Origin of the sequence: Bradyrhizobium sp. CB1015 (assembly GCF_025200925.1) — a bacterium.
Lineage (GTDB): Bacteria > Pseudomonadota > Alphaproteobacteria > Rhizobiales > Xanthobacteraceae > Bradyrhizobium.
Genome location: NZ_CP104174.1, coordinates 2,697,386 through 2,714,999, shown reverse-complemented (window position 1 = coordinate 2,714,999; position 17,614 = coordinate 2,697,386). Strand labels below are relative to the sequence as shown.

At 64.7% G+C, this 17,614-nt stretch carries 11 protein-coding genes and 1 pseudogene; 6 read left to right on the top strand and 6 right to left on the bottom strand.

The window, feature by feature from the left end:
• Positions 1-166: 166 nt before the first annotated feature.
• The 4 genes and pseudogenes from N2604_RS12305 to N2604_RS12290 form a co-directional block, all read right to left on the bottom strand.
• Entirely contained in the window at positions 167-1,705 is a 1,539-nt protein-coding gene (locus N2604_RS12305; RefSeq protein WP_260374908.1) for a SpoVR family protein, read from the bottom strand.
• Positions 1,702-2,979 carry a YeaH/YhbH family protein gene (locus N2604_RS12300; protein ID WP_260376212.1) on the bottom strand — a complete coding sequence of 426 codons (1,278 nt, stop codon included), beginning with the start codon at positions 2,977-2,979 and terminating at the stop codon, positions 1,702-1,704. Before N2604_RS12300 ends, N2604_RS12305 begins: the two co-directional genes overlap by 4 nt.
• 30 nt (positions 2,980-3,009) lie before the next feature.
• Complete coding sequence (locus N2604_RS12295) at positions 3,010-4,953, bottom strand: PrkA family serine protein kinase (RefSeq protein WP_260374907.1); 1,944 nt, start codon at positions 4,951-4,953, stop codon at positions 3,010-3,012.
• Positions 4,954-5,250: 297 nt separating this feature from the next.
• Positions 5,251-5,574, bottom strand: a pseudogene (locus N2604_RS12290) (hypothetical protein); the annotation flags it as partial.
• A gap of 203 nt (positions 5,575-5,777) precedes the next feature.
• Here N2604_RS12290 and N2604_RS12285 point away from each other — a divergent pair.
• From N2604_RS12285 to N2604_RS12260, 6 genes are read left to right on the top strand one after another with little or no spacing between them, the layout of a single operon-like run.
• Complete coding sequence (locus N2604_RS12285; protein ID WP_260374906.1) at positions 5,778-8,627, top strand: bifunctional transaldolase/phosoglucose isomerase; 2,850 nt, start codon at positions 5,778-5,780, stop codon at positions 8,625-8,627.
• Between the two features lie 13 nt (positions 8,628-8,640).
• The gene (gene gnd / locus N2604_RS12280) at positions 8,641-9,639 is read left to right on the top strand and encodes a phosphogluconate dehydrogenase (NAD(+)-dependent, decarboxylating) (RefSeq protein WP_260374905.1); all 999 of its coding nucleotides are present in this window, start codon (positions 8,641-8,643) and stop codon (positions 9,637-9,639) included.
• Between the two features lie 28 nt (positions 9,640-9,667).
• On the top strand, positions 9,668-11,179 hold the full coding sequence (gene zwf, locus N2604_RS12275) for a glucose-6-phosphate dehydrogenase (protein WP_260374904.1): 1,512 nt from the start codon (positions 9,668-9,670) through the stop codon (positions 11,177-11,179).
• The gene (gene pgl, locus N2604_RS12270; protein ID WP_260374903.1) at positions 11,179-11,928 is read left to right on the top strand and encodes a 6-phosphogluconolactonase; all 750 of its coding nucleotides are present in this window, start codon (positions 11,179-11,181) and stop codon (positions 11,926-11,928) included. The genes zwf and pgl overlap by 1 nt, the downstream gene beginning before the upstream one ends.
• On the top strand, positions 11,915-12,457 hold the full coding sequence (locus tag N2604_RS12265) for a gluconokinase (protein ID WP_260374902.1): 543 nt from the start codon (positions 11,915-11,917) through the stop codon (positions 12,455-12,457). Before pgl ends, N2604_RS12265 begins: the two co-directional genes overlap by 14 nt.
• Positions 12,454-13,266, top strand: a complete 813-nt coding sequence (locus N2604_RS12260) for an HAD family hydrolase (RefSeq protein WP_260374901.1) — start codon at positions 12,454-12,456, stop codon at positions 13,264-13,266. Before N2604_RS12265 ends, N2604_RS12260 begins: the two co-directional genes overlap by 4 nt.
• Before the next feature lie 424 nt (positions 13,267-13,690).
• On the opposite strand, the gene N2604_RS12255 is transcribed toward N2604_RS12260, so the two are convergent.
• Entirely contained in the window at positions 13,691-15,490 is a 1,800-nt protein-coding gene (locus N2604_RS12255; protein ID WP_260374900.1) for a glycoside hydrolase family 15 protein, read from the bottom strand.
• A 30-nt stretch (positions 15,491-15,520) separates the two neighbouring features.
• The gene (gene malQ / locus N2604_RS12250; RefSeq protein WP_260374899.1) at positions 15,521-17,482 is read right to left on the bottom strand and encodes a 4-alpha-glucanotransferase; all 1,962 of its coding nucleotides are present in this window, start codon (positions 17,480-17,482) and stop codon (positions 15,521-15,523) included.
• Positions 17,483-17,614 lie beyond the last annotated feature (132 nt).

The window sequence follows — 17,614 nt, the reverse complement described above, 5'->3', positions numbered from 1 at the left end:
TCGGTCCTCATCCTTGAGGAGCCCGCCCAAAGCGGGCGTCTCGAAGGATGGCTGCAGGGAAAAGCTCTCAAATGCGATAGCCCTACCCCACAAGGGGGGAGGGAACACACCTTCGTCGGTGCGCCAGCAGGGGCTCATCGTCAAGCGCTAGACGCAACCGGCCCCCTCACGCCACCGCGGCGGGAATCGGGCGCGGGCTGACGACGTATTCGCGCAGGACTTTGTCGTTGGCGTCGACCTCGATCAGCGCGACGTCGTAGGTCCAGAGATCGGCCAGGTGCTGCAGCACGCGCTTGGCGTCGGTCTCGTTGAGCTGCGAGCCCTTGATGACGTGATGATGCAGGATCAAGCGGCGGTCGCCGGAGAGATCGACGTCGACCACCTCGATATTGGCGTCGATGAAGCCGACATCGTGCTGCCGCGCCAGCTCGCGGCGGACGCGGCGGAAGCCGCGCTCGTCGTGGATGGCATCGACCCGGATGCCGGCGCGCTCCTCGGGATCATCGTGCAGGTGGAACATGCGGAAGTGCCGCATCAACCTGGGGCTCAGGAATTGACCGATGAAGCTTTCGTCGCGGTAATTGGCCCAGACGTCGCGCAGCACGCCCATGACGTCGTTCTTGCCGGCGATGTCGGGGAACCACTCGCGGTCCTCGTCTTGCGGATTGGTGACGATGCGCTCGATGTCCTGCATCACCGCGAAGCCGAGCGCGTAAGGGTTGAAGCCGGAGAAGCGCGGGTCGTCGAACTCGGGCTGGAACACCACGTTGGTGTGCGAGCCCAGGAATTCGAGGAAGTTGCCGTCGCTGATGCGACCCTGCTCGTGCAGCTTGGTCATGATACGATAATGGACGTAGGTCGCCGTCCCCTCGTTCATGACCTTGGTCTGGCTCTGTGGATAGAAATATTGCGCGATGTGGCGGACGATGCGGAGCAGCTCGCGCTGCCAGGGCGCCAGCCGCGGCGCGCTCTTCTCCAGGAAATAAAGCAAATTCTCCTGCGGCAGGCCGAGCAGCTTGCGGCGGCGCTCGATGCTGAGCGTAGACCGGCTCTTGGCGGCGCCCTTCGGCACCGTGCGCCAGAGATCGTTGAAGACCTCCTCCTCGTGCTGGCGGCGGCGCCCCGCCCGCTTCTCCTCGGCGCGCAGATCGAGCTTCTTCTTGCCGGGATAGCGGTCGATGCCGTGCGACATCAGCGCGTGCGCGGCGTCGAGCGTGCGCTCGACCTCGATGCGGCCGTAGCGCTCCTCGCACTGCATGACATAGTTCTTGGCGAAGTCGAGATAGTCCAGGATGCCGTCGGCATCGGTCCACTGCTTGAACAGATAATTGTTCTTGAAGAAATGGTTGTGGCCGAAGGCGGCGTGCGCGATCACCAGCGTCTGCATCGTCGCCGTGTTCTCCTCCATCAGATAGGAGATGCAGGGCGAGGAGTTGATCACGATCTCATAGGCGAGCCCCATCAGGCCCTTGCGGTAGGACGCCTCATGGAACGCGAAGTGCTTGCCGAACGACCAGTGCTTGTAGAACAAGGGCATCCCGACCGACGAATAGGCGTCCAGCATCTGCTCGGCGGTGATGACCTCGATCTGGTTCGGATAGACGTCGAGGCCGAGATCCTTCAACGCCACCTCCTCGCAGGCATCGGTGATGCGCTGCAAGGTGTGAAAATCCCAATCGGCGCCTTCGAACAAACGTTCCGTCATGGAGCGGCCTTCTCCTGGGCAGTGTCGCGGCGCTGGAACAGGTCGTGGAATACCGGAAAGATCTCGCTGCGCTCGGAGACCTTGCGCATCGAGAGCGGTGCGCCGCTGTTGCGCAGGCGTTCGTAGAGGCTCCAGAGCGAGGAGTCGGAGAGATCGAAGGCGCTGCCGCCGGCCTCGCCGACCTCGAGATAGGCGAAGAACTGGCAGACCGGCAGGATCTTCTCGGTCAGCAGCAGCCCCGTGAGCTCGCCGTCGGAATAGGAATTATCGCCGTCGGAAGCCTGCGCGGCGTAGATGTTCCAGTCCGACGGGTTGAAGCGCTCGCGCACGATCTCGTGCATCGCCTGCAGCGCGCTGGAGACCAGCGTGCCGCCCGAGGCCGGACCGTAGAAGAAGGTCTGCTCGTCGACCTCCTCGGCGCGGTCGGTGTGGCGGATGAAGACGATCTCGACGTGCTTGTAGCGCCGCTTCAGGAACACGTAGAGCAGCATGTAGAAGCGCTTCGCCAGATCCTTCATGTGCTCGGACATCGAGCCGGAGACGTCCATCAGGCAGAACATCACGGCCTGCGCGACGGGCTTGGGCACCGTCTCGAAGCGCCGATAGCGAATGTCGAGCGGATCGATGAAGGGGATGCGCTTCGACTTTGCCTTCAGCGTTGCGAGCTGGGCCACGAGAGCCGCACGCTCGTCCTCGTCCGTGCAGGCTTCGATCGCGGCTTCCAGCTCTTCGATCTCTTCCTTGCGCGGACGCCTGAGCGCGATGCGGCGGGCGAGCGCGAGCTTCACCGTCCGACTCACCGAGATGTTGGCGGGCGAGCCCGACGTGGTGTAGCCGGCGCGCTGGATGCCCTCGCTCTCGGTCTGCGCGATCTTGCGCTTGGCGAGGTCAGGCAGCTCGAGGTCGTCGAGGAACAGATCGACGAACTCGTCACGGCTCAGCACGAAGCGGAAGGCGTCCTCGCTGTCGCCTTCGCCGGGGCCGGAATCCTTGGCGCTGCCCTGGCCGGAGCGTTGGAGATAGTCGCCTTCGATGAACTTCTTGTTGCCGGGCAGCACCATGTCGCGCGTCCCGCCTTCACGGCGGAAACGCGGCTCGTGCATGCCGTCGAGCGGGATCGTGACCTCACCACCCTCCAGGACGTCCTTGATGTCGCGTTCCTGCGAGGTCTTCTTGACGGCGCCCTGCACCAGGGATTTGGCCCGACGCAAGAACCGCTGGCGGTTCTCAAGACTCTTACCGCCTGGATTCAGGCGCCTGTCAATAATGTGAATGGGCACTTTACCATTCGCCTCCCATCCGCCTCAACCGGCCTGCTTCACGCGCATGTACCATTCGACGAGCCGGCGAACCTGACGTTCGGTGTAGCCGCGCTCAACCATGCGTGCGACGAACTCGCCGTGCTTCTTCTCCGTCTCGCCGTCCTTCTTCGACCCGAACGAGATGACCGGAAGCAGGTCCTCGACCTGGGAGAATATCCGCTTTTCGATCACATCGCGAATCTTCTCGTAGGAGGTCCAGGTCGGATTTTTGCCCCCGTTCTGGGCCCGCGACCGTAACGAGAATTTGACGACCTCGTTGCGGAAGTCCTTGGGATTGGCGATGCCCGCCGGCTTCTCGATTTTCGTCAGCTCCTGGTTCAAAAGCTCGCGATCGAGCAGCTGGCCGGTGTCGGGATCCTTGAAGTCCTGGTCCTCGATCCAGGCGTCGGCATAGTCGACGTAGCGATCGAACAGGTTCTGGCCGTAATCCGAGTAGGATTCCAGATAGGCCTTCTGGATCTCGTTGCCGATGAACTCCGCGTAGCGCGGTGCGAGCTCGGCCTTGATGAACTCGAGATAGCGTTTCTCGGTCTCCTCCGGCAGCTGCTCGCGGCGGATCGACTGCTCCAGCGCGTACATCAGATGCACGGCGTCGGCGGCGACCTCCTGCGGATCGTGGTTGAAGGTTGCAGCCAGGACCTTGAAGGCAAAGCGGGTCGAGACGCCGTCCATGCCCTCGTCGACGCCGGCGGCATCGCGGTATTCCTGGACGCTGCGCGCCTTCGGATCGGATTCCTTCAGGCTTTCGCCATCGTAAACCCGCATCTTGGCGAACACCGTGGAATTCTCGTGCTTGCGCAGGCGCGACATCACCGAGAACCGCGCCAGCGTCTCCAGCGTCGAGGGCGCGCACGGCGCGGACGCGAGCTCGGAACCCTGGATCAGCTTCTCGTAGATCTTCTGCTCCTCAGTGACCCTGAGGCAGTATGGCACCTTGATCACGCAGATGCGGTCGATGAAGGCCTCGTTGTTCTTGTTGGCCTTGAAGCTCGCCCACTCGGCTTCGTTCGAGTGCGCGAGAATGACGCCGGTGAACGGGATCGCGCCGATGTTCTCGGTGCCGATGTAGTTGCCCTCCTGCGTTGCGGTGAGCAGCGGGTGCAGCATCTTGATCGGCGCCTTGAACATCTCGACGAATTCAAGGATGCCCTGGTTGGCGCGATTGAGGCCGCCGGAATAGCTGTAGGCGTCGGGATCGTTCTGCGCGTAGGTCTCGAGCTTGCGGATGTCGACCTTGCCGACCAGCGAGGAGATGTCCTGGTTGTTCTCGTCACCGGGCTCGGTCTTGGAGACCGCGATCTGGCGCAGCCGCGACGGCTGGATCTTGGCGACACGGAATTGCGAGATGTCGCCGCCGAAGGCTTCCAGCCGCTTGTAGCACCACGGGCTCATCAGGCCGGTGAGGCGGCGGCGCGGAATGCCGTACTTCTCTTCCAGCATCGGCCCGAGATGATCGGGATCGAACAGGCTGAGCGGGCTCTCGAACACGGGCGAGAGTTCATCGCCGGCCTTGAGCACGTAGATCGGCTGCACTTCCATCAGCGACTTGAGCCGCTCGGCGAGCGAGGATTTGCCGCCGCCGACCGGCCCGAGCAAATAGAGGATCTGCTTGCGCTCTTCGAGACCCTGCGCCGCGTGCCGGAAGAAACCGACGATGCGCTCGATGGTTTCTTCCATGCCGTAGAAGCCGGCGAAGGCCGGATAGGTGCGGATCGTGCGGTTCAAAAAAATACGGCCAAGGCGTGGGTCCTTGGCCGTGTCAATCGTCTGCGGATCGCCGATCGCTGCTAGCAGTCGCTCGGCCGCGTTCGCGTATTTCATGGGATCGCTTCGACACGATTCCAGATATTCCGCCATCGACATGTCGTGCTGGCTTCTCGCCTCGAACGACCGAGCGAAAGCGTTGAATAGAGAATCGTTGTACATGATCCCTCTCCGCGTGAGTTCCGCTACAAGCTGAAACGAAAGCAGTTACCGGACCGTTCCTCAGGCCGTTTCGAATCAGCGTGAGCACATGACGATCATTGGACACCCGGGTGCCAAGTCGACGCAACGCACAACGTAGGCACTCCATGAGTTACGAACAGGCACATGCCTGTAATTTGTGCGAATCTTTGTCTATTCTGGCTCATTTCCAGAAAATGTCACTTGGTCGCAACATCCGGGCGTTCCCGGGGATGGCCCTATCCGGCAATGCAGCATAGCGATCCGGGAGCGGCGATCTTATGACACTAGTGCGGCGAAGCCTTGCGGCCCCCGTTCATCTTCCTGCTGCAATGCGGTGCGCGCGCCGCTGGCCGCGTGGAGGTCGCGACAGGCGCGCAGCAATGTGTCAAAATCGATCGCCAGATCCTCCGAGCGGATGACGATGCGGCCATCCTGTGCGCGACGGGCCAGGGTGGGGATGGTGGACAGCTGGCGCTGCGAGTCCGGCGATGGCGCGCGCACGATCGCCTTGTGGCCGCGGCTTTCTTCAGCCGAAATCTCCGCGACCGACTCCCAGAGGAGAAATTCATTGCCGATACGGAGATCGCGGATGCCGTAGGGGAGGCTGGCTGTCGGCGACGGCCAAGCCCTACGCAACATAGCCTCTGCCCGCCTGGATCGTCATGATCGCGACGGAGTTACACTGGAGGGTATGACTCCCACACCCTTGATTGGTTCCCTCCCGGGTGCATGTAAGCTAGAGGATAGCGCGTCAGGACCGGCGCGAAAACCCCTCGCCCGCAGGCTTGGAGATAATAGGCATCATGAATCCCGTCAAAGAACTGGAAAAGCACGGACAAGCGGTCTGGCTCGACTTCCTGGCCCGCGGCTTCATCGCCAACGGCGACCTGAAGCGTCTGATCGACACCGACGGCGTCAAGGGCGTCACCTCCAACCCATCGATCTTCGAGAAGGCGATCGGCAGCTCGGACGAATACGACGCCCCGATCGGCAAGGCGCTGAAGCGCGGCGACCGCAATGTGGCCGATTTGTTCGAGGCCGTCGCGGTCGAGGACATCCAGAACGCCGCCGACGTGCTGCGCCCGGTCTATGACCGCCTCAACGGCGGCGACGGCTATGTCAGCCTGGAAGTGTCGCCCTATCTGGCGATGGACACCGCCGGAACCGTCGCCGAGGCGCGCCGGCTGTGGAAAGACGTGGGTCGCAAGAACCTGATGGTGAAGGTGCCGGCGACACCGGAGGGCTTGCCGGCGATCGAGCAGTTGATCAGCGAGGGTATCAGCATCAACATCACGCTGCTGTTCTCCAAGGCCGTCTATCTCGATGTGGCCGAGGCCTACATCGCCGGTCTCGAGACCTACGTCGCCGGCGGCGGCAATCCGTCGCACGTGGCCAGCGTCGCCAGCTTCTTCGTCAGCCGGATCGACTCGGTGGTCGACAAGCAGCTGGACGAGAAGATCGCCCGCGCCAACGATCCGTCCGAGAAGGAACGGCTCGCCGCGCTCAAGGGCAAGGTCGCGATCGCCAACGCCAAGCTCGCCTACCAGGACTACAAGCGCCTGTTCTCAGGCCCCCGCTGGGAGAAGCTCGCCGCCAAGGGCGCCAAGCCGCAGCGCATGCTGTGGGCCTCGACCGGCACCAAGAACAAGGACTATAGCGACGTCCTCTATGTCGAGGAGCTGATCGGTCCCGACACCATCAACACCGTGCCGCCGGCAACGCTGGATGCGTTCCGCGACCACGGCAAGCCGCGCGACAGCCTGGAAGAGAATGTCGAGGACGCGAAGCGCGTGCTGGAGGAGCTGGAGCGCTCCGGCATCTCGCTCGATGCGATCACCGAAGAGCTGGTCAAGGACGGCGTCAAGCTGTTTGCGGATGCCGCCGACAAGCTCTACGGGGCCGTCGCCCACAAGCGCGCGGTCGTGCTCGGGCCCGCACTCGACCGCCAGCAGTTGTCGCTGGGCGATGGGCTCGGCAAGGCGCTGGCCAAGACCACGGAGGAGTGGCGGGCGTCGGCCAGGATCCGCAGGCTGTGGCAGCGCGACAAGTCGGTCTGGACCGGTGCGGACGAGGACAAATGGCTCGGCTGGCTCGACAGCCCGCACCGGGCCGACATTGCCGATTACGAGGACTATGCCGGCCGCGTGAAGGGCCAGAAATTCTCCGACGCCGTCGTGCTCGGCATGGGCGGATCCAGCCTCGGCCCCGAGGTGCTGGCCGAGACCTTCGGCAAGAAGCCCGGCTTCCCCAAGCTGCACGTGCTCGACTCCACCGACCCGGCGCAGGTGCGGGCGATGGAGGCGAAGATCGACATCGCCAACACCGTCTTCATCGTCTCCAGCAAGTCCGGCGGCACCACCGAGCCGAACGCGATGAAGGACTATTTCCACGAGCAGGTTGCCAAGGCGGTGGGTGCAAAGGTGAAGACCGGCCATCGCTTCATCGCGGTGACCGACCCCGGCTCGTCGCTGGAGAAGGCGGCGAAGAGCCTTCATTACGCCCGCATCTTCCATGGCGAGCCCTCGATCGGCGGACGCTATTCGGTGCTCTCGCCGTTCGGGCTGGTGCCGGCGGCAACCGCGGGCATCGACGTCAAGACCTTCGTCAAGCATGCGCTCGCGATGGCCCGCTCCTGCGGCCCCGATGTGCCGCCGTCAGAAAATCCGGGCGTGCAGCTCGGGCTTGCCATGGGTCTCGCAGGGCTCGAAGGCCGCGACAAGGTGACGATCCTGGCGTCGAAGAAGATCGCCGATTTCGGCGCCTGGGCCGAGCAGCTGATCGCGGAATCGACCGGCAAGGAGGGCAAGGGCCTGATCCCGATCGAGGGCGAGCCGCTGGGCGATCCCTCCGTCTACGGCAACGACCGCTTCTTCATCGACATCCGTGTCGAAGGCGAAGCGGACGCCGCGCACGATTCCCAGCTGGCCGCGATCGAGGCGGCGGGTCATCCCGTGGTGCGCATCGTCATGAAGTCGATCGAGCATCTCGGCCAGGAATTCTTCCGCTTCGAGATGGCCACCGCCGTGGCCGGCAGCATTCTCGGCATCAACCCGTTTGACCAGCCGGACGTGGAAGCGGCCAAGATCAAGACCCGCGAACTCACCGCCGCGTTCGAGAAGACCGGCAAGCTGCCGGCGGAAGAGCCGGTGGTCAGCACCAAGGAAGCCGATCTCTACACCGACGAGGCCAATGCGACGGCGCTACGCGCCGCGGGCGCCAATGGCGATCTCAGCTCCTGGCTGAAGGCGCATCTGTCGCGATCCAGCGACGGAGACTACGTCGCCCTGCTCGGCTATATCGCGCGTGACAAGGCCACGATCGACGCGCTCCAGGCGATGCGGCTCGAGGTGCGCGAGAAGCGGCATGTCGCGACCTGCGCCGAGTTCGGGCCGCGCTTCCTGCACTCGACGGGACAGGCCTACAAGGGCGGGCCCGACAGCGGCGTGTTCCTCCAGATCACCGCCGACGATGCCAAGGACCTGCCTGTGCCGGGCCAGAAGGCGAGCTTCGGCGTGATCAAGGCGGCGCAGGCGCGCGGCGATTTCGAGGTGCTGACGGAACGCGGCCGGCGTGCGCTGCGGGTGCACCTGAAGGGCGGGCTCGAGAAAGGCCTCGCCGCGCTCAATGCAGCGCTCAACGACGCGCTGAACTAAAGGAATAATGCAGATGCAACTCGGCATGATCGGCCTCGGCCGAATGGGCGGCAACATCGTTCGCCGCCTGATGCGCCATGGGCACTCGACAGTGGTCTACGACAAGGACGCTAAGGCCGTAGCTAGCTTCGCCGCCGACGGCGCGGTCGGCTCGGCGACGCTCGAAGAGTTCGTCGCCAAGCTGGAGCGGCCGCGCTCGGCCTGGGTGATGCTGCCGGCTGGACGCATCACGGAAACGACCATCGAGACGATCGCCGGCGTGATGCAGGAAGGCGACGTCATCATCGACGGCGGCAACACGTTCTGGCAGGACGACGTCCGCCGCGGCAAGGCGCTGAAGGCGCGCGGCATCCACTATGTCGACGTCGGCACGTCCGGCGGCGTCTGGGGCCTCGACCGCGGCTATTGCATGATGATCGGCGGCGAGAAGCAGGTGGTCGACCGGCTCGATCCGATCTTCGCGGCGCTCGCGCCGGGCGCCGGCGACATTCCGCGCACGCCGGGGCGCGACGGCCGCGATCCCCGCATCGAGCAGGGCTACATCCACGCCGGGCCCGTCGGCGCCGGCCACTTCGTCAAGATGATCCACAACGGCATCGAATACGGCCTGATGCAGGCCTATGCCGAAGGCTTCGACATCCTGAAGAATGCCAATATCGACGCCTTGCCGGCGGACCACCGCTACGATTTCGATCTCGCCGACATCGCCGAAGTCTGGCGGCGCGGCAGCGTGATTCCATCCTGGCTGCTCGACCTCACCTCGACAGCGCTCGCCGACAGTCCGCAGCTCGCCGAATATTCCGGCTTCGTTGAGGATTCCGGCGAAGGCCGCTGGACCGTGAATGCCGCGATCGACGAGGCCGTGCCGGCCGAGGTCCTGACCGCGGCGCTCTACGCACGTTTCCGGTCCCGCAAGGAACACACTTTCGCCGAGAAAATTCTCTCGGCGATGCGCGCAGGGTTCGGCGGGCACAAGGAGCCGACGCAGCCGGGCGGCGCGAAGCCGAAGTAACGAGTAACCAAGCGAAGGCCGACTATTCGTGACAAAAGACCCGCAGCCAAAGCGCAAGCCGGAAAATTGCGCCTTCGTCATCTTCGGCGTCACCGGCGATCTCACCCATCGCCTGGTGATGCCCTCGCTCTACAATCTGGCCGCGGAGCACCTGTTGCCGGAAAAATTCTGCGTCGTCGGCGTGGCCCGCAGGGGCCAGTCGGATGAGGAGCTGCGCGACAGCCTGCTGAAGGGCTTGCGGCAATTCGCAACGCGCCCGGTGGACGATGACATCGCGACGAGGCTGCTGGAATGCGTGACCTTCGTCGAGGCCGACGCAAAGGATCCGCCCTCCTTTGACCGCCTGCGCCAGCATCTGGATTCGCTGGAATGCGCCCAGGACACCGGCGGCAACCGGCTGTTCTATCTGGCAACGCCGCCCGCCGCGTTCGCGCCGACCGCACGGGAGCTCGGCCGCACCGGCATGATGAAGCAGAACGGCGCCTGGCGGCGGCTTGTGATCGAAAAGCCGTTCGGCACCGACCTCGCCTCGGCCCGCGCGCTGAATGCCGAGCTGCTGAAGATCATGGACGAGCACCAAGTCTACCGGATCGATCATTATCTCGGCAAGGAAACGGTGCAGAACATCCTGGTGCTGCGCTTTGCCAACGGCATGTTCGAGCCGATCTGGAATCGCAACCACATCGACCACATCCAGATCACCGTGGAAGAGAAGCTCGGCGTCGGTCACCGCGGCGGCTTCTATGATGCCACCGGCGCGCTGCGCGACATGGTGCCGAACCACCTGTTCCAGCTGATGTCGCTGGTGGCGATGGAGCCGCCGGCCCGCTTCGATGCGCACTCCGTGCGTTCCGAGAAGGCGGACGTGCTGACATCGATCCAGCAGCCCAGCCGGGAAGAGGCGCTGAGGAATTCGGTGCGCGCGCAATATCTCGCCGGCCGCATCGGCGACGACGAGATCTCGGACTATCGCAAGACCGCGGACGTCAAGCCTGATAGCACCACCGAGACCTATGTCGCGCTGAAGCTGATGATCGACAATTGGCGCTGGGCCGGCGTGCCGTTCTATTTGCGCACCGGCAAGGCGCTCAAGCACAAGCGCACGGAGGTCGCGATCAAGTTCAAGCAGGCGCCACTGTCGATGTTTTCAGGCACGGACGTCGACCGGCTGTCGCAGAACTTCCTCACCATCGGCATCGCGCCGACCGAGACCATCGAGCTCCAGTTCAACGCCAAGGTCCCCGGGCCGAGCGTCACCATTGATGGTGTCGAGATGAAGTTCCGTTACGGCGACTATTTCCGCGCCGATCCCTCGACCGGCTACGAGACGCTGATCTACGACTGCATGATCGGCGACAACATCCTGTTCCAGCGCGCCGACGGCATCGAGGCCGGCTGGCAGGCGGTGCAGCCGTTCCTGGACGCCTGGAAGAGCGCGGGCACCAACGGCATCGAGACCTATGAAGCCGGCAGCGACGGCCCGGCCTGCGCCGACGAGCTGCTCCGGCGCGACGGGCGAAGCTGGCGGAAGTACTCGTGATGGCTCAGGCCGAGCAGCCGAAGCTGATCGTCGAGGCCGATGCCGAAGCTCTCGCCCGCGCCGCGGCCGAACGCGTGATGGCGCGGATCGCGGCTAATGCCGGCCGCATCGCGATCTGCCTCACCGGCGGCTCCAGCCCGAAGAAGCTGTATCAGTTGCTCGGCAGCGAGGCCTGGCGCGGCAGGATTCCGTGGGACCGCGTGCACTGGTTCATCGGCGACGAGCGCTTCGTGCCTGAAAGCGACCCCCTCAACAACATGGCGGTCGCGCGCGCGGCGTTTCTCGACCGCCATGCGCCCGCCGGCCATATCCACCCGGTTCCGACCACGGCGGACAATCCCGATGCCGCTGCGGAAGCCTACGCGCGCGAGCTGCGGGCCTTTTATGGCGCAGACCAGCTCGATCCAGCGCGTCCGCTGTTCGATCTCGTCCTGATGGGCGCGGGGCCGGACGGCCACACCGCTTCGCTATTTCCCGGTTACCCCGAGATCGAGGAGACCCGACGCTGGGTGGTCGGCGTGCCCAAGGCGAACGTCGCGCCGTTCGTGCCACGGGTCTCGCTCACCCTGCCCGCTTTGGCCTCCTGCCGAGAGATGCTGTTCGAGATTGCCGGGCACGACAAGCGGCCGATCTTGACGCGCCTCGTCAATGGCGAGAATCTGCCGGCCTTACGCGCGCGCTCGAACGGCGAGACCGTCTGGCTGGTCGACAACGCTGCGCTTCCGGAGGAAATTCGTGGGCCGCGCTGAAGCACCTTGTGCATTGATCGTGATGGGCGTGTCGGGTTCGGGCAAGAGCACGGTCGCGAAGGCGCTCGGCGAGCGCCTCGGCTGGCGTTTCGAGGACGGCGACAGTTTTCATCCCGCCAGCAATGTCGAGAAGATGCGGGCCGGACATCCCCTCACCGACGAAGACCGCTGGCCGTGGCTGAATGCCATCGCCGACGAGATCGCACGGGTCTGCGGCCGCGGCGAGCACGTCATCATCGCCTGCTCGGCGCTGAAGCACGCCTATCGCGACGTGCTGCTACGCGGACGCGACGACGTCCGCTTCGTCTTCCTGAAGGGCACCAAGGAGCTGATCGCCGAACGGCTCGCGCAGCGCAAGGGACATTTCATGCCGCCCGGACTGCTGACCAGCCAGTTCGAGACGCTGGAGCCGCCGGAGGCGAGCGAGCACGTCGTCACCGTCTCGATCGACGAGACCGTCGAGGCGATCGTGGACGGCATCGTGCGGCAGCTGAAACTGGGCGGCGCAATCCCTAAGGTCCTGCCATGACGCAAATCTCACTCGTGGTCTCCGACGTCGACGGCACGCTGCTGACCAAGGACAAGACGCTGACGGAGCGCGCGAAGAACGCTGTGCAGCGGCTGCACCAGGCCGGCATCGGCTTCACCATCACCTCCAGCCGGCCGGCGATCGGCATGCGCTTCTTGATCGAGCCGCTGGCGCTGTGGCTGCCGGTCGGCCCGTTCAACGGTTCCTCGATCGTCGATCCCGAGATGCGGCCGCTCGAGCAGCACCTGCTTCCCGCGGGCGCGGCCGAGCGTTCCTTGCAGATCCTGCGCGACTACGGCGCCGACATCTGGCTGTTCACCACCGACAAATGGCTGATCGACAATCCAAGCGGCAGCTACGTCGCGCACGAGCAGCACACGATCCGCGCCGACCCGACCATCGTGACCGACTTTTCGCCGTACCTTTCGAGCGCCTGCAAGATCGTCGGCGCCAGCGCCGATGCGGCAAGGCTCGCCGCTTGCGAGAAGGCGATGCAGGAGGCGCTCGGCAGTGATGCCACCGCGGTGCGCTCGCAGACCTATTATCTCGACATCACGCCGCCCGGCTTCGACAAGGGCACGTTCGTGCAGGCCATGGCCAAGCGGCTCGACATCTCAACCGACGCGGTTGCCACCATCGGCGACATGCAGAACGATCTCGCGATGTTCCGCGTCAGCGGCACCTCGATCGCCATGGGCAACGCCGCCGACAACGTCAAGGACGAGGCGACGCATGTCACTGCAAGCAACGAGCAGGACGGTTTTGCCGAGGCGATGGAGATGATCCTGACGCGGAATGGGGTGAGCTGAACGATCGGCCCCACTGCCTCCGCGCCTGCGGTGTGTTCCCTCCCCCCCTTGTGGGGGAGGGTTAGGGAGAGGGGTAGCCCAGGAAAAGGCGCCGATTGTTGACGATGCATCGAGGGCAGATGCGCGATGGAGAGAATCCCCGAGCGGCACCCCCTCCCTGCCCCTCCCCCACAAGGCAGGGCTATCGCATTTGAGAGCTTTTCCCGGCGGCCATCCTTCGAGACGCCCGCTTTGGGCGGGCGCCTCAGGATGAGGGCGGAGTGCGCGGTAGCAGTTTCAACGAGCACTGACGCTGATTAGCCTCATCCTGAGGAGGCGCGTCAGCGCCGTCTCGAAGGACGAGGCGTGCGCGCAGGCCGACGTCACAAGTCATATGCGATAGCCCTGCACAAGGAGGGAGGGAACGGAGAGCGCGCTGCCATCCTTACTGCGACCGCTGCATCGCCGGCTTCTCGCTCTTCTGCCGTGCCGCAGACAGATTGTGTGCCGTGTTGATCAGCGCGATGTGGGTCAGCGCCTGCGGGAAGTTGCCGGTCTGGCGGCGGGCGACCGAGTCGTATTCCTCGGCGAGCAGCCCGACGTCGTTGGCGACGCCGATCACGCGATCGAGCAGTTGCTGCGCCTTGTCGAGATTGCCTGATAGCACATAGGCATCGGCGAGCCACAGGCTGCAGGCCAGGAACGCGCCTTCGAGCGGCGGCTGTCCCGGAGGCAACTCGCGCGGGTCATGGCGCAGCACGAAGCCGTCGCGCATCAGGCAGCTCTCGACGGCGGCGATGGTGCCGCAGATGCGCGGATCCGACGCCGGCAGGAAGCCGACGGCCGGCAGCAGCAGCACGCTGGCATCGAGCAACTTCGTGCCGTAGGATTCGACGAAGGCGCCCACCTCAGCGTCAAAACCCCTGTTGCAGACATCGCGATGGATCGCATCGCGCAAGGTGCGCCAGTGCAGGAGCGGCGCCTTGAAGCCGAAGGTCTCGGCGCTCTTGATGCCGCGGTCGAAGGCGACCCAGGTCATCACCTTGGAGAACACGTAGTGCTTGGGCTGGCCGCGCCGCTCCCAGATGCCGTGATCGGGGTGGTCCCAGACCTCGGCGAGATGATTGAGGACGGCGCATTCCAGCGCCCAACTCTCTTCGTCCAGCTTGAGCTTGGCCATGCGCGATTGATGGAAGGCATCGATCAACTCGCCATAGACGTCGAGCTGGAGCTGCGCATGCGCGGCGTTGCCGATGCGCACGGGCTGAGCGCCCTCGTAGCCGCCGAGCCAGCCCGCCTCCCATTCTAAAAGCCGCCGCTGGCCCCAGATGCCGTACATGATCTGCATGTTCGCCGGCGAGCCGGCGGCCGCGCGCAGCAGCCAATTGTGCCAGGCCGAGGCTTCCTCTGTGTAGCCCGAGTTCATCAGCGCCAGCAGCGTGAAGGTGGCATCGCGCAGCCAGCAGAAGCGGTAGTCCCAGTTCCTGCTGCCGCCGAGCTTTTCCGGCAGGGACGTGGTGGGTGCCGCGACGATGCCGCCGGTCGGAGCGAAGGTCAGCGCCTTCAGCGTGATCAGCGAGCGCAGGATGAGGTCTTGGTAGTCGCCGTCGCGGGTGCAGTGACCGCACCAGTCCCGCCAGAATGTTTCGGTCTCCTGCAGCGCGACCTCGGGATCGATCAGCGCGGGCGGCTCGATATGCGAGGGGCCGTAGGTCAGCACGAAGGGCACGGTCTGGTCCGCACCGACCTCGAATTCGGCAATCGTCGTCAGATCCTCGCCGCGGGTCTCGACGGGTGTTCGCAGCACCGTCATGTCCTGGCCGCAGATTGCCAGCAGCGAGTGATCCATCCGCCGCACCCAGGGAATGTCGGCGCCGAAGCCGAAGCGGATCACGAGCTGCATCCGCATCTTCACATTGCCCTCGAGGCCGCGCACCAGCCGCACGATGTCGGACGCCTTGCCGCGCGGCGGCATGAAGTCGATCAGCGCGACGGTGCCGCTCTTCGTCTCGAATCGCGTCTCGAGGATGAGGGTGTTGTCGTGATAGCGCCGCGAGATGCGGGTCGCGTCCTCGCATGGTGCGATCAGCCAGCGCCCGTTCTTGTGGGTGCCGAGAATGGCGGCAAAGCAGGCGTCGGAATCGAAGGCGGGCCAGCACAGCCAGTCGATCGAGCCGTTGCGCCCGACCAGCGCCGCGGTCTCGCAATCGCCGATCAGCGCATAGTCCTCGATCCTCTGAGACAATGTCGTGCGAGCCTAGCAATGCCCCGCTGTTCAATTCCCGCCGGGCAATGAACGTTCCCGTGTCGCAGCCTTCAAGGCTGCGAGATCGATCTTGGACGCGATCTCATCGAGCGCGACCGGCAGGCGCTGCCGCCAGTTCGGATGCTCGTCGATCGTGCCGGGGATGTTGGGCTGGTCGATCACGCCCAGCAGATCCTCCAGCGACACCGCCAGCAGCCGCGAGGGCGTGCGCGAGAGGAACGCGAGCACAGAGTAGAGATCGTTGGCTTTGATGCCGTTCTGGCGCAGGATCTCGTCGAGCCTGCCGAGCGCATCCCAGCGCGCCTGGTCGTTCTCGCCGGGATCGAGCCCGAGCGAGCGCTTCATCCTGAGATCGCTGAAGGAGCGCCAGCCGGCATAGGTCGACAGGTCATGCGTGTTCAGCGTCACCAGCGCATTGGGCCGGTAATGATCGACGTTGCGGAAATGTCCGGCATCGTCGCGCTCGAACATCATGACGAGATAGGACCAGATGCCGAAATCCTGCATCATCTCGCGGAAACCTTCCGGCACGGTACCGAGGTCCTCGCCGATCACGATGCATTTATGGGCCGCGCTCTCGCGCGCCACGGCGGCCAGCAGCGCCTCGAACGGCATCTGCACATAGGCGCCGTTGTCGGGCTTGAAGCCGCGCGGCACGAGATAGAGCCGCTTCAGGCCGAGCACGTGATCGAGCCTGATGGCGCCGGCATGACGCATCGAGGCCGCGAGCATGTCGGCGAACGGGACGAAGGACTGCGCTTCCAGCCCGCCGGCGTTGAAGCCGGCAAGGCCCCAATCCTGGCCGATGGTGTTGAGAACGTCGGGAGGTGCACCGACCGCGAGATGACGCGAGATCGCCGTCTGCTCGTTCCAGGCATCGAAGCCGTTGGACTGCACGCCGACGGCAACGTCGAGATAGAGCCCGACCCGCATGCCGAGCTGGCCGGCCAACTCCTTGGCTGCATGCAGCTGGCTGTCGGCCGTCCATTGCACGAATTCGACGAACTCGACCTCTCGCTTGTCGGGACCGTTGCGCAGCTCGGCGAATTTCGCCTCATCCGGCCGCTGCCATTCCGCCGGCCATTCCCACCAGGGTCCAGTGAAGCGATGCCGCAGCACCTCGAAACAGGCAAAGCGGGACAACAGCGGCGCGCGGGCGGCTCGGAAGGCGTCAAACGCCTTGCGACGCGCCTCGCTCGCACTTGTCACGAAGCTGCTAAAGGCCGCGCGCAGGCCCAGCCATTTCAGCGCCGCCATATCGGCATAAGGGACGCGATCTCCCTCGCGCAGACGGGCGGCCGTCGCGGCCGCGTCGGGCACGAGGTCGGCCGAGAATTCAGGTATGGCCTCGACGTCGATGTAGAGCGGATTGAGGAAGAGCCGGCTGTTCGGCGAATAGGGGCTGCAATCGGCCGGCTGATCGTCGAACAGGACATGCAGCGGATTGAGCCCGACGCCGTCGGCCCCGAGCTGCTTGGCGAGCCGGACCAGGCCGGCGAGATCGGTGAAATCGCCGATGCCCCAATTGCGGTCGGAGCGGACGCTATAGAGCTGCACGGCGAGCAGCCAGCCGCGGTCGAAATCGCCGCCGAAGCAGCGTTCGGGCGCCACGATCATCGGCACGTCTTCGCTCGCACCTGCGGCATCGGTGAGCGTCAGGCGGTGATACCCGAGCGGCAGGCCGGCCGGCCAGGCAATGACCGGCTCGCGAGTCTCGCCTTGTGCGATCACATCGCCGTTGCCGAAGATTTTCCATTTCAGCGGCGGGGTCCCGGTTGCCGCCAGTTCGGTACGCGGATGCCCCAGGGCGCGCACCACGACCGGCCCGCTGACGAAGCGGTAGACCCGCTTCTCTGGCAGGGCGTCGAGGATGGATTTGAGCGCCTCGGGCGCGGTGACCCGCAGCTTGCCGAGGGCGTCGATGAATTCGGACTGAACGCCCTTGATCCGGGCTTGAGCTAAAAGATCCATTCGGCACGCAGCTTGCAGGCCATGGTTTGGCCAGGGGCATCGATTTAACGAGATCGCGGAAGAGGTTAGTCAGGGGTAACTCGCGAACTCCGCTTGCCGTTCCCAAGGGAACCAATGACACACAAGCGGCTT